At 61.4% G+C, this 19,105-nt stretch carries 18 protein-coding genes; 7 read left to right on the plus strand and 11 right to left on the minus strand.

The annotated features are described in order from the left end of the window. Positions 1 to 66: 66 nt before the first annotated feature. Together B7H23_RS05635 and B7H23_RS05640 are read right to left on the minus strand one after the other, a co-directional pair. Positions 67 to 2,730, minus strand: a complete 2,664-nt coding sequence (locus tag B7H23_RS05635; RefSeq protein ID WP_240534983.1) for an FtsK/SpoIIIE family DNA translocase — start codon at positions 2,728 to 2,730, stop codon at positions 67 to 69. 102 nt (positions 2,731 to 2,832) lie between these two features. Beyond that, positions 2,833 to 4,176 (minus strand): MFS transporter, encoded by a 1,344-nt coding sequence (locus B7H23_RS05640; protein ID WP_420814472.1) that lies wholly within the window; start codon positions 4,174 to 4,176, stop codon positions 2,833 to 2,835. Positions 4,177 to 4,444: 268 nt separating this feature from the next. On the opposite strand from B7H23_RS05640, the gene B7H23_RS05645 reads away from it, so the two are divergent. After that, positions 4,445 to 4,999, plus strand: coding sequence for a peroxidase-related enzyme (locus B7H23_RS05645; protein WP_094076337.1), 555 nt, complete (start codon positions 4,445 to 4,447; stop codon positions 4,997 to 4,999). A gap of 6 nt (positions 5,000 to 5,005) precedes the next feature. On the opposite strand, the gene B7H23_RS05650 is transcribed toward B7H23_RS05645, so the two are convergent. The 3 genes from B7H23_RS05650 to B7H23_RS05660 all read right to left on the minus strand — a co-directional run bounded on the left by B7H23_RS05650 (position 5,006) and on the right by B7H23_RS05660 (position 7,444). Then, positions 5,006 to 5,659 carry a CatA-like O-acetyltransferase gene (locus B7H23_RS05650; RefSeq protein ID WP_143534727.1) on the minus strand — a complete coding sequence of 218 codons (654 nt, stop codon included), beginning with the start codon at positions 5,657 to 5,659 and terminating at the stop codon, positions 5,006 to 5,008. Positions 5,660 to 5,722: 63 nt separating this feature from the next. Next, a complete protein-coding gene (locus B7H23_RS05655) occupies positions 5,723 to 6,109 on the minus strand; it encodes a YidH family protein (protein WP_094076912.1) in 387 nt (128 codons plus the stop codon). Between the two features lie 1,014 nt (positions 6,110 to 7,123). Further along, positions 7,124 to 7,444 carry a hypothetical protein gene (locus tag B7H23_RS05660; RefSeq protein WP_094076339.1) on the minus strand — a complete coding sequence of 107 codons (321 nt, stop codon included), beginning with the start codon at positions 7,442 to 7,444 and terminating at the stop codon, positions 7,124 to 7,126. Positions 7,445 to 7,837: 393 nt separating this feature from the next. On the opposite strand from B7H23_RS05660, the gene B7H23_RS05665 reads away from it, so the two are divergent. Continuing rightward, positions 7,838 to 8,734 (plus strand): hypothetical protein, encoded by an 897-nt coding sequence (locus tag B7H23_RS05665; protein WP_143534728.1) that lies wholly within the window; start codon positions 7,838 to 7,840, stop codon positions 8,732 to 8,734. 83 nt (positions 8,735 to 8,817) lie between these two features. Here B7H23_RS05665 and typA read toward each other — a convergent pair whose 3' ends face one another. Further along, positions 8,818 to 10,638, minus strand: coding sequence for a translational GTPase TypA (typA, locus tag B7H23_RS05670; RefSeq protein ID WP_094076341.1), 1,821 nt, complete (start codon positions 10,636 to 10,638; stop codon positions 8,818 to 8,820). A gap of 218 nt (positions 10,639 to 10,856) precedes the next feature. Between typA and B7H23_RS05675 the strand changes: the two genes are divergently transcribed. Then, positions 10,857 to 12,137, plus strand: coding sequence for an O-antigen ligase family protein (locus B7H23_RS05675; protein ID WP_094076342.1), 1,281 nt, complete (start codon positions 10,857 to 10,859; stop codon positions 12,135 to 12,137). A gap of 17 nt (positions 12,138 to 12,154) precedes the next feature. Here the strand turns inward: B7H23_RS05675 and dxr are convergent, their stop codons facing one another. Together dxr and B7H23_RS05685 are read right to left on the minus strand one after the other, a co-directional pair. Further along, on the minus strand, positions 12,155 to 13,309 hold the full coding sequence (dxr, locus tag B7H23_RS05680; protein WP_094076343.1) for a 1-deoxy-D-xylulose-5-phosphate reductoisomerase: 1,155 nt from the start codon (positions 13,307 to 13,309) through the stop codon (positions 12,155 to 12,157). After that, positions 13,309 to 14,304 carry an aldo/keto reductase gene (locus tag B7H23_RS05685; RefSeq protein WP_094076344.1) on the minus strand — a complete coding sequence of 332 codons (996 nt, stop codon included), beginning with the start codon at positions 14,302 to 14,304 and terminating at the stop codon, positions 13,309 to 13,311. The genes dxr and B7H23_RS05685 overlap by 1 nt, the downstream gene beginning before the upstream one ends. Positions 14,305 to 14,448: 144 nt before the next feature. Here B7H23_RS05685 and B7H23_RS05690 point away from each other — a divergent pair, with 144 nt between their 5' ends. Further along, positions 14,449 to 14,799 (plus strand): ArsR/SmtB family transcription factor, encoded by a 351-nt coding sequence (locus B7H23_RS05690; protein WP_094076345.1) that lies wholly within the window; start codon positions 14,449 to 14,451, stop codon positions 14,797 to 14,799. Positions 14,800 to 14,801: 2 nt separating this feature from the next. Next, a complete protein-coding gene (locus tag B7H23_RS05695; protein WP_094076346.1) occupies positions 14,802 to 15,335 on the plus strand; it encodes an arsenate reductase ArsC in 534 nt (177 codons plus the stop codon). 100 nt (positions 15,336 to 15,435) lie between these two features. On the opposite strand, the gene B7H23_RS05700 is transcribed toward B7H23_RS05695, so the two are convergent. Then, entirely contained in the window at positions 15,436 to 15,651 is a 216-nt protein-coding gene (locus B7H23_RS05700) for a hypothetical protein (protein ID WP_094076347.1), read from the minus strand. An 89-nt stretch (positions 15,652 to 15,740) separates the two neighbouring features. Here B7H23_RS05700 and B7H23_RS05705 point away from each other — a divergent pair, with 89 nt between their 5' ends. After that, on the plus strand, positions 15,741 to 16,670 hold the full coding sequence (locus B7H23_RS05705) for a LysR substrate-binding domain-containing protein (protein ID WP_094076348.1): 930 nt from the start codon (positions 15,741 to 15,743) through the stop codon (positions 16,668 to 16,670). Positions 16,671 to 16,724: 54 nt separating this feature from the next. Here the strand turns inward: B7H23_RS05705 and B7H23_RS05710 are convergent, their stop codons facing one another. Then, complete coding sequence (locus tag B7H23_RS05710; protein WP_094076349.1) at positions 16,725 to 18,299, minus strand: alkaline phosphatase D family protein; 1,575 nt, start codon at positions 18,297 to 18,299, stop codon at positions 16,725 to 16,727. Between the two features lie 102 nt (positions 18,300 to 18,401). Then, complete coding sequence (locus tag B7H23_RS05715; RefSeq protein WP_094076350.1) at positions 18,402 to 18,560, minus strand: YqaE/Pmp3 family membrane protein; 159 nt, start codon at positions 18,558 to 18,560, stop codon at positions 18,402 to 18,404. 195 nt (positions 18,561 to 18,755) lie between these two features. On the opposite strand from B7H23_RS05715, the gene B7H23_RS05720 reads away from it, so the two are divergent. Next, positions 18,756 to 19,103: a DUF4212 domain-containing protein gene (locus B7H23_RS05720; protein ID WP_240534984.1), complete on the plus strand. Its 348-nt coding sequence runs from the start codon at positions 18,756 to 18,758 to the stop codon at positions 19,101 to 19,103. Positions 19,104 to 19,105: the final 2 nt, after the last annotated feature.

The following is a 19,105-nucleotide window of genomic DNA, read 5'->3' on the forward strand; positions in this document are numbered from 1 at the left end:
TAGCCGCATAGATGGGCAACAGGATGGCACATTTCGAGCGGGAAGCGGTCATTTTACAGGCCGCCATCAATCGTCGAACTCGTCGCGCGGCACCAGAATTTCACGCTTGCCGGCATGGTCGGCGGGTCCGATCACACCCTCTTCCTCCATCTTCTCGATGATTGTGGCGGCGCGGTTATAGCCAATCCCCAGTCGGCGCTGGATGTATGAGGTCGAGGCCTTGCCGTCGCGCAGCACAACCGCCACGGCCTGATCGTAGGGATCGTCGCTATCGCTTGCCGGACCGTCGCCGCCTGCCGCGCCCGGACCGCCTTCCTCGTCCTCATCGGCGTCTTCGGTCACGGAATCGAGATACTCCGGCACACCTTGCGTCTTCAGATGATTGACCACCGTCTCGACCTCCTCGTCGGAAACGAAGGGGCCGTGGACGCGCTGACTGCGCCCGCCGGCGGCCTGATAGAGCATATCGCCCATGCCGAGCAGCTGTTCGGCGCCCATTTCGCCCAGGATCGTCCGGCTGTCGATCTTGCTGGTCACTTGGAAGGAGATGCGCGTTGGGAAATTGGCCTTGATCGTGCCGGTGATGACATCGACCGAGGGTCGCTGCGTCGCCATGATGACGTGAATGCCCGCGGCGCGCGCCATCTGCGCCAGGCGCTGGACCGCGCCCTCGATCTCCTTGCCAGCGACCATCATAAGGTCGGCCATCTCGTCGATAATGACGACTATAAAGGGCATCGGATCGAGGTCCATCTCCTCATGCTCGTAGATCGCTTCGCCCGTTTCGCGGTCGAAGCCCGTCTGCACGGTACGGGTGATGGTTTCGCCCTTGGCCTTCGCTTCGCCGACGCGGCTGTTGAAGCCGTCAATGTTGCGAACGCCGACCTTGCTCATCTTGCGGTAGCGCTCTTCCATCTCGCGCACGGTCCATTTGAGCGCGACGACGGCCTTCTTCGGATCGGTCACGACCGGCGACAGAAGGTGCGGGATGCCGTCATAGACCGACAGTTCCAGCATTTTCGGATCGATCATGATGAGGCGGCACTGCTCCGGCGTCATTCGGTAGAGCAGCGACAGGATCATCGTGTTGATGGCGACCGACTTGCCCGAACCGGTGGTGCCGGCAACCAGCAGATGTGGCATCTTGGCGAGATCGGCAATGACGGCTTCGCCGCCGATCGTCTTGCCGAGGGAGAGGCCGAGCTTGCTCTTGGTCTGCTGAAAATCCTTGCTGGCGATGATTTCGCGCAGATAGACGGTTTCGCGATGATCGTTCGGCAGTTCGATGCCGATGGCGTTGCGGCCCGGCACGACCGCGACGCGGGCAGCGATGGCGCTCATCGAGCGTGCGATATCTTCGGCAAGGCCGATCACGCGCGAGGATTTGACGCCGGGGGCTGGCTCCAGTTCGTAGAGCGTGACGACGGGGCCCGGCCGCACGGTCATGATCTCGCCCTTGACGCCAAAATCGTTGAGGACCGCTTCGAGCTGGCGGGCGTTGTCGGCGAGCTGTGCTTCGGTGACCCGTGCGACGCCGGACAGTTTCTTCGGCTCTGCCAGGAAGCGCTGCGAGGGAAGCTCGAACCGGCTGCCGTGCGCCGCCCTGCCAGTCTGGCGTTTGCGGGTGGGGGCTGCCGCAGCAGCCTTGGCCTTCTTCGGTTCTTCCTTGGAGTGGACCAGTTGCGGGCGGAACGGCACCACTCGATCGTCCGGCTCAAAATCGCCCAGCGTCGCGTCCTCGTCGCCGCCATCTTCATCGTTGTCCCAAGGCGTTTCGTCCTCGGCGAAGGTCGATTCGTCGTCACGTTCTTCCAGATAAGCGGCATCCTCATCGTCGATCAGCAAACCTTCCGGCGGCATATCCGGCAGTGGCTGCTCCCGGGCGTCGTTCCAGTCGACGGCTGGCTGGCGCTCAGCAGGCCGATCGTTGGCCGGGCGCAGACGTGGCGGTTCGAGCCGTTCGCGGTTCGATTGTGCCATGCGACTACGCTTCGCACCTGCCCGGACACGGTAGAAGGTGTGCGTGACAGCGCCCATCATGGCGACCATGGCCCGGCGCCAAGCCGGTTCGTCGCGCGGCTCGTCCAAATCCCATGCGTCGTCGATCTCCGGTTCGTCGTCCAATTCGGGCAATCTCGGCTTCAATGCCGGAAGAAGCGACCAGACGGCGGCGCGGGTGAATAGCCATAGCGCGCTTGCGCTCGCAACCACGCCGAGCGCCGCTGCGATCAGCCCGTCGACTGGCCGTCCAAAAGCGAATGCCGGCAGGCGCAGCAACATGTCGCCGATAACGCCGCCATGGCCTGACGGAATGGGCCAGGCGCGGTGCACCGGTACGCAGGCGAGCGCGAGAGCCGTCATGGCCACGCATCCGAGCCATGCGGCCATCCGCAGGGCCTTCCGGTCGACAGGGCGCGCTGCTGCGAGCAGGAAACCCCATGCGATGGCTGGCAGAAGCGCCACGATGGTGGCAAGTCCTAGAAATTGAACGGCGATATCGGCGAAGGCCGCCCCGGCGAACCCCATCGCGTTTTGTGGTGCGCGCTCGGTCGCCAGGCTGAACGACGGATCGTCGACATGCCAGGACGCCAGGGCGACAACCCCGAAGGTCACAAAGGCCAGAACCACAACACCGAAAAGCCGTCCGACCGCATTGCGTAGAAAAGCCCGGATTGCGCTTTCTTCGTCATCTTCCATGTTGAAGGCGTAACGGTCGTGAATATCGCTCATCACTCGGAAATCCCATGGCGCGGCAAGCGGGCACAGCCTGCTCATTTTCTCGCACAGCCTAGGGCCGAAGGGTTAAACGCCTGTTAACCATCCATGCGCCGTTCAGCCGATCCGAAGCAGGGTTCGTGGATCGGCGGCGGGATAAGGCGTTTTCAAGGCCACGGCAAAGCCGGTGGCCAGGAAGATCAGGATGACCGACATGCCGAGTGCTGCCGATCCGCTTATCGCGGTTACGACGCCCACGAGCAAAGGAGCGAGGAAGCTCGTGGCACGACCCGACAGGGCGTAGAAGCCGAACCAGCGACCCGCTTCCTCTTCCGGCACGCTACGCGCCATCCATGCACGGGAAGAGGCCTGAACCGGGCCGAAGGTCAGCCCGATGATCAATCCGTAGAGAATGTAGGTTTTCTCGGCGGCGGTACCGAACAGCCCGCCGCTATCGGTCATTGGCAGGGTGACCAGGCCGAACAAGGTCGATCCCGGCTGGGTGGAGACTATGCCAACGGCGGCGACGAACAGCAGAAAGACCGATCCGATCACGAGCGCTTTCGAACCAACGCTCCTATCAAGGCGGGCAGCGAGGAAGCAGCCTGGAATCGCGGTCAAGTTGAGAATGATGCCAAAAATGCCGATCTCCATGATCGGCCATAGAAAAAGGCCCGCGGCATAGGTGCCGCCAAGCGCGATGAGCGCACTGATGCCATCCTGATAGATCATTCGCGCAATGAGGAAGCGCGCAATGCCAGGCTGGCTCTTTACCTCCGCCCATGTCGACTTCAATTCGGCCAGCCCGTCGCGAATGGCGCGGCCAATCTTCAGCCGCTGGCGACGGACATCCGGGGTGAAGAGGAACATGGGCAGAACGAAGACCAGATACCAGAGCGCCGCCATCGGTCCGGTAATGCGCGCATCCTCGCCCTTCGCCGGATCCAGGCCGAAGAGCGGTTCGATGCCGATCAGCGTTCGCCCGGTCTCGGGGCTTGCCGCCAGAAAGGCGATCGTGGTGCCCAGAACGATCAGTCCGCCTGCGTAACCCAGTCCCCAGGCGGTGTTCGACACGCGGCCCGCCTGTTCGGCGGTGGCGATGCGCGGCAGCATGGAATCGTTGAAGACGATGGAGAATTCCGCAGCAACGGTGGCGATGGCGAAAGCTGCGACAACCCATACCAGCGATGCGCCGGGTGCGGCGAACCAGAGCGTCAGCAGCATCGTGACCTTGAGAAGGGCGAAGCCGGCGATCCACGGCTTCTTGCGTCCGTTCTGGTCGGCGATCGATCCGAGTATCGGGGACATGACAGCGATGAAAAGGCCCGCCGCCGCAATGCCGAAAGCCCAGGCGGACTGGCCCGCCGCCTGATCGCTGGCAAGGCGGCTGACCACGTAAGGCCCAAAGATGAAGGTGGTGACCACCGTGAAGAAGGGCTGCGCCGCCCAGTCGAAGAACATCCAGCCCCAAAGGCCACGCCTGCTCACATGGCCGCCTGGCGTCGTTCCGTCACGGCTGCCGTTCACGGTCAATGCGCCGTCGCTCATCGCGGGTTCTCCTCCGGCGCTACGCCTTTCTTCCAAGACGTAGCCTCTGCCACGTCGCGGCGAGAGATGGTAGGGGCATCGCCGAGGAAGATACCAGACAGGAGGAGACGTCATGACCGAAACTAGGCAGGAAAAACCCATTCCGCCGGGACAATGGCGGAGCGATGGACTGCCACCGGTGATGGCCATCGATCTGCCGCCGCAGGAGCCGCTACCGGATGGCGTTGCGACCTATTTCGACAAATGCGAGGAGAAGCTGGGCCTCGTGCCCAATGTGCTGGTCGCGCACGCGTTCGACGCCGACCGGCTGAACGCCTTCGCCGCCTTCTATAACGGGCTGATGCTGGCGCCGTCGGGCCTGACCAAGGCGGAGCGCGAAATGATCGCCGTCGCCGTTTCGGCGATCAATCGCTGCCATTACTGCCTGACGGCCCATGGCGCTGCGCTGCGCCAGCTGACCGGCGATCCGGCGCTGGCCGAAACCATCGCCCAGAACTGGCGGGCCGCCGATCTGCCGGCGCGCCAGCAAGCCATGCTGACCTTCGCCGAGAAGCTGAGCGTAAGCCCGGCCGCGATGGAGGAAGCGGACCGGCAGGCGCTGCGCGATGCCGGCTTTTCCGAGCGCGACATTTTCGACATCGCCGCCGTGACCGGCTTCTACGCCATGAGCAATCGGCTTGCGAGCGCGACCGAAATGGCGCCGAACCCGGAGTATCACGCCATGGCGCGCGAGTAGGCGCGCCTACGCCTCCAGCGTGTCGATGGCGTTCTGCGCCTTTTCCAGAAAGTCGGCGATGTGGCCGCCATCGACAAGGCAGTGATGGACCTCGACCGACACCGCGCAGGACCAGCGGCCGGCTCCGTCCTCGACGAACTTGCCCCAGACGACGCGCGGCACGCAGTCGAGCGGGCCCTCCATCGCGTTGGTCAGCGCGGTGAAATCGACCTTCGGCGTGCAGCTCATATAGAGCCAGCCATCGTCCGTTGCAGGATTGTCGAGACCGGCGCTCGAGGCCGCTTCGCCGATCCGCCGCGTGGCATCGGCGGCAAAGGCGGCGTAGTCGGCCGCCTGCGGCACGGCGCAGAAGGCGAAGCTGCCATCGGGACGCGCCACGGTGGGCGACACGCCGATGCTCTCATGCTCCACCGCGCCGAGCGGCTCGCCATCGGTGCCGCCGCGCAGGCGCTGGCGAAAGGGCACCACCGCATTGCCGGCCTGGCAGAACGCATGGAGCATGACGATGAAGGGCCGGTGGCCGGCCGGTTTCAGCACGGTCATCAGACGGGTGAGGTCGAGCCGCGCCGTCAGCCCGTATTGCGGGCGCTCATAACCCGAATAGAGGCGGAACGGGCCAGCATGGTCCCAATGGTCGATGTCGATCTTGGTGGTGCGCATGAGACGCCTTTTGCGCCGAAGCGGCGCGCCGAGCAAGCCCGTTTTCGGCCGCGCCGGGTCCGGTCAGATGAGCCAGAGCACCGCCAGAACGATGAGGCTTGCCGCGGCGAAGAGCGCCGCCAGCCAGGCGAGGTGGCCGCGCGGGATGGGATCGGCGGCGTGGGTGTTGAGCCGGTCCAGCAGGCCGCAACTGTTGCGCCAGGCAAGGTAGAAGATCAGCACGCCGACGGCGATGAAGCCGGTGGCAGCGAGTTTGGCAAGCCATGTCGGCTCGGCGGCGCGAAAGATTGCCTGGCTGGCGAGGCCGATGCCGACCGCGGCAAGGCCGGTGCGCATCCAGCCGGCGAAGGTCCGCTCATTGGCGAGCACCGTCCGGTCCTCGGCCCAGTCCGTCCGCTCCTCCGCCCATTTGGTCTTGGCGTCCTTGTCGCCGGTGTCGTCGCTCGCCATCGCGCCAGTCTGCCCGCCCGCGCGGCAAAAGCAAAGCACGGAGCCCTTGATTTTTGGCAAGGCGCGCGCCGAGAGCGCCACGGGCAGGCGCGCCAGCGACGGGGAAGAAATGAGCGATGGATGGCGGCCGAAAGAGCGCGTCATCTGATGGTGTTGGGTGCGACCTTCCGGCCGCCATCCGGGCGAATTGTGGCGTTCACCGCTGTGACGGGCGGCCTTCCCGGTGGCACATGCCGCCCGTGGCCAAACCCCGCCGCCGACCCCATCGCCCCGCAGGGCTCGAACGGTGCCGGCTGTCGCAAACCCGTAGCCGAAGGGGATTGCTGCACCCCACCGCCGATGACCACGGATTCGCTATCGGCGCGCTACGCTCGCCCCGCCCCCACGACATCTCCGGTTCGCGATCCCGTCGCTCCTGGAAGGCAGTGGATAGGAGGATAAGGCAGGTTTAGGAGGGGTGGATAAGAATGTTTCGACCGCGCCGGCGGCGCGTCACCGTTTTGGCATGGATCCTCGGGTCGGTGCCCGAGGATGACGACCGTGTTTTGTGTTTCGTCTGTCCTGAACCGGTGTCGAATACAGAGCCGCATCGCGGCGCTGGAGAACCCGGCAATCCCATAGCAGCTTCGTCATCCTCGGACCATGTCGTCGGGCTCGATCCGATGATGGATCCGAGGATCCATGCCTGCACCATCAAATGTCATCGCGGCGGTCGGAGAATGCGTGGACGGTAACGATGCGACCCTTTCCATCCCCCACCCCGGACCCATGGTCCGACCCTCCCCACAATGGGGGAGGGTGTGCGTCGCGCTTCCCTCTACCCAACGGGGAGAGGGATAGGCAGGCACGGCGAGGCATCGTCGAGCCGATGCCGCACTTGGGTGAGGGGGCTGCCCTTAGCCCCTCATCCAACTACGCCATCGATCCGCTTCGCGGATCGTGTCTGCGTACCTGGCTCGCGCCACGCGTCGCTCCCCGTCCTGCGGCCCCCCAAAGGGGCGAAGGAAAGCGCCTTCAATTCCGGCCCAGCATCAGCGTCGGGTCGAAACGTTCGTCCTTCTTCAGCGGGCGCGGCGAACGGCCCGTCACGCCATCCTCCCGCCAGCGCAGATCGGCCAGCGTCGCCTCCATCATCCGTTCCCACTCGGCTTCGCACGCGGCACGCTCCATCGCGTCCTGCCGTTCCATGCGCCGCGCGGCGCGGCGGTGATGTAGCAGCAGCCCCAGCAAACCGAGCGCGAAAGCCAGCGGCAGGATCAGCATCAAGGCCTTGATCGCGTCCGGTGCGGACTGGAACGTGTCGAGCAGATCGGCGCGGAAATTGTAGTCGTCCATCGGTCAACTCCCCTTGAGAAAAGGAAATCGGCCACCAGGCTTTGGGCGCTGGTGACCGGGGAGTTGATAAACCGCGTGTACGGCCGCCCCGACCTTTAGGCTTTCGCCCTGAACATACGTCGAGGCCTCCCCGGCCATAGCTGGTCGAGAAGGATATCGGCCGGCGCGATACCGGCCAACACGCGGGGTTATCAAGCCCCAGACCGGAATATTTTCCGGCCCGTGATTCTTATAGGGGAAGAGTTTGGGTGAGGGAAGGGCGGAGAGATCATAGGGAGCCGCCTTGGCCGTAACTGTCCATAATTACATGATATGGCAAAATTACTTGTAATAGGACAAATATTGTATCAAAAGAGATTGTTATAAATAATATTGATTGAACTTCATGATAAAATGAAACGTAAGAAAGAGAAAATTAACGGCGTATGTCGCCTTACAGGCGAGTTCGGCAGGTTTGTCGATTCGCATTTGCTGCCGAAGGCGCTTACGAGAGCGGACGGCGTTGATCCTTACTTGATTCAGGCAGGCTATGGGCGAACGATGAAGCGGTTCAGTAGTTGGTATGATCGGAGATTAGTGACGTCAGCAGGCGAAAAGATTTTGGCCGAGTACGATAACTGGGCAATTCGTGAACTACGTAAGCAGAAGTTGGTATGGAGTGGCTGGGGACCGATGCAGTCCCTCACTGACGTAAATTTCTTTGCTGCCGATCAATGGGGTACCCGGACGTTAAAGGGTACAGATTGGAAGTATCTTCGCCTGTTTTTCTTGAGTCTTTTATGGCGAGCGGCCGCTAGTAACCTGAAAGAATTCTCGGAGATTAGTCTCTCGGACAGCGACCTTGAAAGGCTGCGGAATATGATTGTTGACGGTAATCCCGAGCCTCTAGAATTTTTTCCGACAACCTTGACGCAGCTTTCTACGCTCGGTGTCAATCACAATCACGCGCCTATGGCCGAACAGAAAATTATGCCGAGTACGTCGTTAAACGGAACTACTTGGAAGATGCCGATATTTCGATTTTATATCGATGGGCTTATTATTCATTTTTCTCGTCTTGCGATTGAGGAAAATCAAAATTTTTTCCCAAAATTTCTAACCGTAGGATGTCAGGACGAATTGGTGGTAACTACGCTGCCTTATAAAGGATCGTTTCAAGCCCAGAACCTCATGGTGGTTCAAATGGAATCCACCATAGGGCGGGCGTTGCCTGAAGAGATCAGTCAATTAATCAGCGAGCCGGCAAGGCAGCATATGGAGTCTATTCTGGAATCTTTGGCTACAGAATAGAACGCTGCCGGCTAACAATATTGCAATTCTGACCCGACCGCTTGTTACCACAGCCGATGAAAAAGTTACGGGCCGCCTAACCCTCACCCCGCCTTGGCGGATTTTTCGAAGCGCTTGCGCTCGTGGCTATCCAGGTAGAGTTTGCGCAGGCGGATGGTCTTGGGCGTCACCTCGACCAGCTCGTCATCCTGAATCCATGACAGCGCACGTTCCAGCGTCATGCGGATCGGCGGGGTGAGCTTGACCGCCTCGTCCTTTCCGCTTGCCCGCACGTTGGTCAGCTTCTTGCCCTTCAGCACGTTCACTTCCAGATCGTTGTCGCGGGTATGAATGCCGATGATCATGCCCTGATAGACCTTCTCGCCGGCCTCGATGACCATCGGGCCGCGATCCTCAAGATTGAAGAGGGCGTAGGCGGCCGCCTCGCCATTGTCGTTGCTGATGAGGACACCCTGCACGCGTCCGCCGATCGGCCCGCGATGGGGCGCATATTCGTGGAAGAGGCGGTTCATGATGGCAGTGCCGCGCGTATCGGTCAGAAGCTCGCTCTGATAGCCGATCAGCCCGCGCGTCGGCGCGTGGAAGACGAGGCGCTGGCGACCGCCGCCACTGGGGCGCAGCTCGATCATGTCGCCCTTGCGCTCGCTCATCTTCTGGACGACCGTGCCGGCGAATTCCTCGTCGACGTCGATGACGACTTCCTCGATGGGCTCCATCAGCTGGCCGGCCTCGTCATGATGCATCACGACGCGCGGGCGGCTGACGGCGAGCTCGAAGCCCTCGCGGCGCATGGTCTCGATCAGGACGGCAAGCTGCAATTCGCCGCGGCCGGAGACGTAGAAGCTGTCCTTGTCCTCGGCCTCCTCGATCTTCAGCGCGACATTGCCCTCGGCCTCCTTGAAGAGGCGGTCGCGGATGACGCGGCTCGTCACCTTGTCGCCCTCGGTGCCGGCAAGCGGCGAATCGTTGACGATGAAGCTCATGGTCACGGTGGGCGGATCGATGGGCTGGGCTTCGAGCGGCTCGCTGACGGAGGGGTCGCAGAAGGTGTCGGCGACGGTGCCGTCCGACAGGCCCGCAATGGCGACGATGTCGCCGGCCTCCGCGCTGTCGATGGGCTGGCGCTCCAGACCGCGGAAGCCGAGAATCTTGGAGATGCGACCGGTTTCCTTCAGCGCGCCATCATGGGTCAGCACCTTGACCGCCTGGTTCGGCTTCAGCGTGCCAGAGGCGATGCGGCCGGTGATGATACGGCCGAGGAACGGGTTGGCTTCGAGGATCGTGCCGATCATGCGGAAGGGGCCGGGCGCGGTCGCGGGCTCGGGCACATGCTCCAGCACAAGGTCGAAGAGCGGGGCGAGGCCGTCCGTCGTCGGGCCGTCGGGCTCCTTGGCCATCCAGCCATCGCGGCCGGAGCCGTAGAGGACGGGAAAGTCGAGCTGCTCCTCATTGGCGTCGAGGTTGGCGAAGAGGTCGAAAATCTCGTCCAACACCTCGTCGTGGCGGGCGTCCGGCCGGTCGATCTTGTTGATCGCGACGATGGGCTTGAGGCCGACCTTGAGCGCCTTGCCGACGACGAACTTCGTCTGCGGCATCGGCCCCTCGGCGGCGTCGACCAGCAGCACCGCGCCATCGACCATGGAAAGGATGCGCTCCACCTCGCCGCCGAAATCGGCATGGCCAGGCGTGTCGACAATGTTGATGCGCGTGCCCTTCCACTCCACCGAGGTGGCCTTGGCGAGAATGGTGATGCCGCGCTCCTGTTCGAGCTCGTTGCTGTCCATCGCGCGTTCGGCCACGCGCTGGTTCTCGCGGAAGGCGCCGGACTGCTTCAGCAGCTCGTCGACGAGGGTGGTCTTGCCGTGGTCGACGTGGGCGATGATAGCGATATTGCGCAGGGCCATGGTGGCGCACTTTCTAAGAAGAACTGTCGGAGAAGGGAAAGCTGGCGCGCATATAGCGGCAAATGGTGCGTCGCGAAAGGGGTCGCGGGGGCAGGTTGCGGCCGTTTGGGTAGGCCGGCACGGCGGGCGCTGCTGCCTTGACTTTCAGGTTGGCGCTTGTTTGAAGCGCAAGGGGAGCTCTCCAGGCTATCGTTTCATCAAAAGAGCGGGACAGTGTCATGCGCAGCGACAGTTCGTCTGCAGTTCCCACCAGCTATGCGCGCTATACTGGCTATCTGGTCTATTTCGTGATCGCCGCGCTGCCTCTTTCATTTGCCCTCGCCCATATCCTGATGGAGCTGGCGAATTACCAGACCTATCGCGTACGGCGCGAATTCACCGGCTACAGCCAGGTGGTCCTGATCGCGCTTCTGCTATGGGGATGTCTGAAGAATCGGCAGGTCTTCGATTGGCGCATTCTCGGCTTGATGGCCGTGCCGATCTTGGTCTTGGCCGGTCATTTCCTAACAGGAACCGATGACGATATCGGGCGGGCGCTTTGGCGATGGGTTTTGATATGGCTTTTCGCGCTTGTCTTTTACGGTGCTGTGCGCAGCGGGACGATTGCGGTTGCGGCAAAAGGTGTTGTTTATGCCTTCGTTACCGGTTCGTTGCTCTACACGGTCTTCGCGCTAGTCCATCATTTCGGACTTGGGCATCTGGAAGACCTGAACAGCCAAAATTTACTTGGCTTCGGCAATGTTCGTGCATCAACGAGGCTCTTTGTACCTGCTATCATGTGTGCGATCGTGCCGGCCGCGCTTCCATCGCTGCCGATCCGACGTCGCGTCATGTTTCTCGCTGCCGCTCTCATCATCAGCCTGCTCAGCGGATATACCGGATCGCGCAGCACGATCCTGGCTCTGATGTCGATCAGCGTGATGGCCTTTCTGCTTTCGCGAGGGTTCGGCTACTGGCGCATAGCCGTTACCACCACTGCCGTGGTTGGATTTGGCCTTGTGGCGGCAAGATTTTTGCCAAGCGTCGAGTATTTCGGCTTGGATATAACACGCAATCATGACAGCGGCCGGATGGAGATCTGGTCCGCAGTTTTCGAGTACGTGTTGCAATCGCCGTTCTTCGGATGGGGCGGCATCGGATTTCCCGATCCCGTCCCAGGTGGACCCAGCAATGCCCATAATATCGTTCTGCAGATCTTCTACGAGGTCGGGCTGGTCGGTCTGGTGTCCATGGCGATCCTGGCTGCGCTTTTTCTTCTCCGTGTTCTAAGAATCGTGCAAGACAAGGCCGCATCGCCCTATGTGACAGCGACGGCGCTTGCGGCCTGCGCTATCATGGCCGATGCGCTGGTTTCGCCGGCCCTGTGGTTCCAATATTCCGCCTTTCTCTTCGTCGTGCTGGCTGTCATGATGCTGACGGCAAAACAGGAACCGCGCCCGGTCGGCAATGCTGTACCGCGGGGCGCCGAAGGACCCGCCGACAGCGAAGCGGCAGGGTAGAACGGTCGCGCCGAGCCCTATGGTTTCACGATTTCCCGTGCGCGGCGGTCGATCCCCTCCACCGCGTCCAGGGCCAGCGGTTCCGGCTCCCCCGCCAGCGCGTCCATCGCTGCTTCGACCCGTTCGGCCATATCGAGAAAGCCGATCCTGCCGGCGATGAACCCATCCAGCGCCGCTTCCTTGGCGCCGTTCAGCACGGCACCGGCCGCTTTACCTTCATCGAGCGCGCGGCGAGCGAGCGCAATGGATGGGAAACGTGTTTCATCGGGCGCTTCGAATTCGAGACGGGCGAGCTTTGCGAAGTCGAGACGTTCGACGGGCAGCGGGGCGCGCTCCGGCCAGGTCAGCGCATAGGCGATGGGAATGCGCATGTCGGGCGGACCGAGCTGCGCCAGAACGGAGCCATCGCGGTAGCGCACCATGGAATGGACGATGGATTGGGGGTGGACGATCACTTCGATCTGTTCGGGCGCCAGCTGAAACAGGTGCTGCGCCTCGATCATCTCCAAGGCCTTGTTGAACATCGATGCGCTGTCGATGGAAATTTTCAGCCCCATCGACCAGTTGGGATGTGCCGCTGCGGTCTTTGCCGTGACGGTAGCCATCTTCTCGCGTCTCCAGGTGCGGAACGGCCCGCCCGATGCGGTCAGTACGACGCTCTCGACGGCTTGGCGGTCATGACCGGCCAGAACCTGATAGATGGCATTGTGTTCCGAATCGACCGGCAGGAGCGTCGCGCCATGGGCTTCGCATTCGTTCAAGAAGAGGCGGCCGGCGCAAACGAGACATTCCTTGTTGGCCAAGGCAATGACGCCGCCATTGCGAACCGCCGCCAATGTCGGCGCCAGACCGGCAATGCCGACGATTGCGGCCATGGTGACGTCGACGGGCCGGCTAGCCGCCTCGATGACGGCGTTACGACCGGCGGCGACTTCGATATGGGTGCCAGAGAGCGCTTCCTTCAAATCGCGATAGCGGCTCTCATCCGCCGTGACGGCGATGCGCGCTTTGTGCTTTCTGGCCTGCCTGGCGAGAAGCGCAATGTTGGATGCGCCGGTCAGTGCTTCGACAGTGAAAGCTCCGTCTTCCGTATGACCCAGCACATCAAGCGTCGACACGCCGATGGAGCCCGTCGCGCCGAGAATGGAAACGGAGCGTGGCTCCTGCACCATCAGCAATAATCCTCGACGCCCATCGTCTGGTTCGGGGCGTAACGCGCGCCATGGGCAAAACCGGCGGGCAGGATGGTTTCGACGGCGGCGATCTGCTCCGTCGTCAGCGTAATGGCCGCAGCTTCGGCATTCTGTTCCAGATGAACCGGGCTGCGCGTGCCAGGAATGACGTGGATATGTGGCGCGCGGGCCAGAACCCAGGCATTGGCTAAAACCGGGGCCGGCAGGCCTATTTCGGCCGCCAGGACACGAAAAGCGGCGATCTTCTCTTCGTTGCGGGGGAAATTCTCGGCGCTGAAACGAGGATTGGCGCGGCGGAAATCACTCGCAGCAAATTGTTCGGGGACGAGGGGCGTATCGCCGAACACACCGCGACCAAGCGATGAGAAGGCTACGAACGCGGTTCCCAAACGACCGCAAAGGTCGATCATGCCGAGTTCGGGAAGGCGTGTCCAAAGCGAATATTCGCTCTGAACGGCTCGAATCGGAAAAACGGATGCAGCGCGTTCGAGCGTGTAAGGGCCGCATTCGGAAAGACCGATCCCACCGATCATGCCTTCCTCGACCCAGCGTCCCATGGCTTCGATCGTCGGCTCGATCGGTGTTTCGGGGTTGCGCCGGTGAATGTAATAGAGCTCGACGTGATCGGTGTTCAGCCGTTTCAGCGATTTTTCCAACTCGCCGCGCAGATAGCCCGGATCGTTGTCGATCTGCCGGGGCGGACCGGCTACGATCGCACCTTTCGTCGCCAGGGCGATGCGCGCACGGGTCTCAGGGCGATCGGCGAAATATCGGCCGATGATGGATTCGCAGACCCCGTCGCCGCCATAGATGTTGGCGACATCCCAATGTGTGACGCCAACCTCCAGCGCCTTGTCCATCGTGGCGCGGCTCGTCTCTTCGTTCGTCGCGCCGTACATGCCGCCAAAGCTCATAGCGCCGAGACCGACCGAAAGCACGAGAGGGCCATCGGCTCCCAGCGTTCGATGTTCCATGAGTCATATTCCTTTTCGGTTCGCCGGAAGGTTTAGCGGTGTTCCGGCAACGCGCAAGAGTGAAGATGTCTTCGTTGCGGCACTCCAACCCGAATAGTGAATCTACCGGCTCGACTTTCCAACTGTATCTGTTAATCTCGATATATGGATATTGAAAAGGCCACCCTCGTGCTCACTGCGCTGTCTCAGTCTTCACGATTGGAGGCATTCCGTCTGCTCGTTCGTCACGAGCCGCATGGACTGCCAGCAGGACAGATAGCCGATCATCTGGGAGTGCCACAGAATACGATGTCGTCCCATCTCTCTGTCCTGTCTCGTGCCGGACTGACAAAAAGTCAGCGTCGCAGCCGCTTGATCATCTATCGCGCCGACCTCGCGGCGCTGCGCGAGGTTTTGCTGTTCCTGGCCAAGGATTGCTGCGACGGAAAGCCGGAACTTTGCGGCCCTCTGATAACCAGTCTCGCATCATGCTCGCGACAATCGGAAGGAGTCTGAGAATGGCCGAACCCTATAATGTCCTGTTTCTGTGTACCCGCAATTCCGCCCGTTCGATCATGGCGGAATCCATTCTCAATCATCTTGGCGAAGGACGTTTTCGCGCGTTCTCGGCAGGCAGCCAGCCGGGAGACGAGGTTAATCCTCTCGCGGTCGAAACCTTGCGCAGTTTCGAATGCCCGGTTGGCGATGTCCGGTCGAAAAGCTGGGATGAATTCGCGACCGCTAACGCCCCGGAAATGGATTTCGTCTTCACGGTCTGTGACAATGCCGCTGGCGAAACTTGTCCCGCATGGCCGGGGCAACCCATCTCGGCGCAATGGCCGATCGAGGATCCGGCGGCTGTTGAAGGGGCGCATCTAGAGAAGCTCAAGGCGTTCAACTTGGCTTTTCGATATTTATGGAACCGTATCGAGCTTTTTGTCGCCCTGCCAATCGTATCGCTGGACCGGATCAGCCTTCGCGCCCGACTTGATCAGATCGGAGATGAAGAAGGCACAAGCCGGCCTATGGTCAATCCTGCCTTATCCGAGTGAAAAGCCAGTTCTCGGCGAATGGCGGCCCGCTGTGCATGTCGCTTACCCAGCGGGCCGATCCATACCAAACAGGCGCCCGTTCAGCACGGTTCTTCGAGCTTCAATGCAGGCGGAAATCGCCTGGCCAGTCCTGGCGGGTCTGGAAGTCGTTTTGCTGCGAAGAACCGCTATCGGACCCGCCTTCGTCGACCGGCCAGCCAATATCCTTTTTCTGCCAGTCAGGCATGGCGTCGATTGCTCTCAGAAGCCGTCTATGATCGCGACGGTTCCGAACGCCGATCAATTGCGTTTTTACCCATTCAATGCCGTAAGCCATTGTCCTGTCTCCGTGTCTTCCGTTGACTTGCGGAGAGGCTAGGAGCGCGCTATCGTTCAATCAAACGAATTGTATTGAGAGAGCCATCAATGAAATTGAGCAATAACGACAATGCGCCGTTCGGTGCACCGATGCTGGACGCCGATGTGCTGCGCAGCTTTGTCGCGATTGTCGAGACAGGCAGCTTCGCCAAGGCCGCCGATGCGGTGGGACGCACGCCTTCGGCGATCTCCATGCAGATGAAGCGGCTGGAAGAACAGCTCGGCACCGCCGTGCTGGAACGGGGGCCGCGGCATGTGCGCCTGACGGCGACGGGAGAAACGCTGCTGCGCTATGCGCGACAGATGCTGGAGTTGAACCGCGCGGCGCTGGATACGATTTTGCGGCCGGAAATGGCAGGCAAGCTCAGTCTGGGTCTGCCGGACGATTATGGTGAGACGGTTCTGCCGAACGTTCTGAAAAAGTTCGCCGAAAGCCATCCGAGCGTGGTGGTCGATGTGATCATGAAGGAGAGCGCCGATCTGCGTCGGCTTTTCAAGGAGGGGCGGCTGGATCTTGCGGTCATCTCCTGTGACGAACTCCAGGACAGTGAGCTGGAAGAAGAGGTTCTCATTCGCGAGCCGCTTGTCTGGATCGGGGCTTATGGCGGCACGGCGCATCTGCGCGATCCGTTGCCGGTTTCGATGTGGGAGGACCGGTGCATCTGGCGCAAGCGCGCGGTCGAGGCGCTGGAGAAGGGCGATCGCGACTATCGCGTGGCGTATCTTTGCGCCCATACGTCCGGCCAGCGCGCCGCCGTGAAGGCCGGCATGGCGATCGCGCCGGTCGCCCGCGCCTTTGCCGGCAGCGAGGTGCGGGTTCTCGGCGAAGAGGAAGGACTGCCGCCCATGGGCGATTATTCGATCAATCTTCTGCTGCAGGACAATCCGACCTGCCAGGCCGAAGCCATGGCAGGCCATTTGCGAGTCTTCTTCGAACGCCTAGCGCGGCAACCGGGCATGGTCGTCGCGGCCGAATGACTCCGAACATGGCCCGCCGATTAAAAACCGGCGGGCCTTTTCTGGTCGAGCGCTTCAGCTCTTTTTCGGATCGAGCATGGTCTTCCAGAGTTCGTTGTCGTCGCGATCCATCAGGCGGACCGTCATCTGCTCGGTGCTACCGTCAATATCGACGAGGCCGAAGAACTGCAGGCCGGCTGAGGGCGGCAGGTTGACCTGACCTTCCGGCGGCGCCTTGACGTATTTCACTTCCGGGCCGAACGTCATATCCAGCCCGTTCGGGCCAAAACTTCCGGCGTGAAGAGGGCCGGACACGAACTCCCAGAAGGGTTCGAAATCCTGGAAGGCCGCGCGTTCCGGATGGTACTCATGGGCTGCGGTATAGTGCACGTCCGCCGTAAGCCAGACCGTGTTCGCAATGGCGTTGTCCTTGATGAATTTCAGCAGATCGGCGATCTCCATTTCGCGACCCTTGGGCAGGCCGTCATCGCCATTGGCAATCGCCTCGACATGTTTCGTGGTGTCGTTGATCTTGTCCCAGACCAGAAGGCCGATCGGCATATCGCAGGCGATGATTTTCCAGGTGGCGCGAGACTCGGTCAGCGCCTTCTTCAGCCAGGCGATCTGTTTTGCGCCGAGCAAGGTCGTATTCTCGCCGCCGCTTTCCTGAAGGCCTTCGCTATTGCCGTCGCGGTAGGAGCGCAGATCCAGGAAGAAGATGTCGAGCGAGGGGCCGTAGTTGATCGTCCGGTAGACGCGGCCCGGCTCCGCCGGGGTGTAGGAGATCGGCGTCATTTCGTGGAAGGCGCGGCCAGCGCGTGCCGCCAGAAGGTGAATGTCCTTCACGCTGTAACGATCGTCGGCGGAAAGATCCTTGGCGTCGGACCAGTTGTTGACGACTTCGTGGTCGTCCCATTGGAAGAGGGTCGGCACGGCGGCGTTCATGGCCTGCACATGCTCGTCCAGCATGTTGTACTTCCACTGGCCACGGAACTCGTCGAGCGTTTCGGCGACCTTGCGCTTCTCGTCGGTCAGAACGACGTTCTTCCAGACGCCGCCATCCGGCAGATCGACAGTATCGGTCATCGGGCCGTCGGCATAGATCGTATCGCCCGAATGGATGAAGAAGTCCGGCTCATGCTTCGCCATCGTGGCGTAGGTCTTCATGCCGGTTTCGTCGATGCCCCAGCCCTGGCCGGCAGTGTCGCCCGACCAGACGAAGCGGATATCACGCTTTTGCGTCGGCGCGGTGCGGAACGAACCGGTGACCGGCTCCGATACGCTGTTGATGTCCGACAGATCGGCTGCCCTCATCCGGTAGAAGACCGTCTGATCGGCCGGCAGGTCGTCGATCAGGCGTTTGACCGCGAAATCGCTCTGGGGCAGCGCATCGAGCGAGGCCATCGGGATCGGGTCCGCAAAGCTTTCGGTCGTCGCCGCTTCGAACATGATGCGGGCGGGGCGGTCGGTACGGGTCCAGACCATGCCGGATGCGGGGCCGATATCGCCCGACTGGACGCCGTGGGTGAAGGACGGCGCCTGACCGGCGCGGAGATAGGATGGGAGAGCGAGACCAGAGGCGGCGAGAAGGCCGCCCGCGCCGGTCGTTGCGAGAAAATGGCGGCGGGTCAGGCGATGGGCGCGGTTCATGAATGGCTCCTTTGGCGACACAACGCCGCAAGGATCGCCGAATCTCATGACAGAGCCATTGCGCCGGGATGACAGTTTGGAGACCGGCCCATCGCATTGTGCTTATTTCCGCAGGATCACCCAGAGCGCGTGGATGATGCCGGGCACGTAGCCAAACAGTGTCAGCAGGATGTTCAGCCAGAAGTGCAGGCCGATGCCAACCTGCAGAAACACGCCGAGCGGCGGCAGGAGAATGGCCAGAATAATGCGGATGATGTCCATTGGGGCAGAGTCCTTTCGATCGTCTGTCCTTTTGCAACGCCAGCGGTTAGGCTCGGTTGCCTGCCCGCGATATTTTTCGCTCTAGCGCAGGCCGGGGAGGAGAGCCCGGCAGCACCTTTGAGACCGTTCCAGACCTCTCAACACATGGTCTAAGAACGGGGGAAAAGGCTGGTCTACTTCCGTCATGTTCGTTTAATGAGCATCGATGGAGTTTGTCGGGCGGCCGATGCATTTGGGAGAACGGCTAGTCGCAGCGGTCGTTACAAAGGGGAGGATTTCATGAACGATCAATCATCGAAAGCGGATGCCTATTGGGCCGAAAATAAGCGGCTCATGGTTATTCTGCTCGTTATATGGGCTTTGGTGTCGTTCGGATTTGGCATCATCTTGCGTCCGTTGCTTGCCGGTATCGAAATCGGTGGAACCGACCTTGGGTTCTGGTTCGCCCAGCAGGGATCAATTCTGACATTCATCGCACTGATCTTCATCTATGCGTGGCGCATGAATGCGCTGGATCGCAAATACGATTTTGACGAGGAGTAAGT

The sequence above is a fragment of the Notoacmeibacter marinus genome (assembly GCF_002238045.1).
GTDB classification, from domain to species: Bacteria; Pseudomonadota; Alphaproteobacteria; order Rhizobiales; family Rhizobiaceae; genus Notoacmeibacter; species Notoacmeibacter marinus.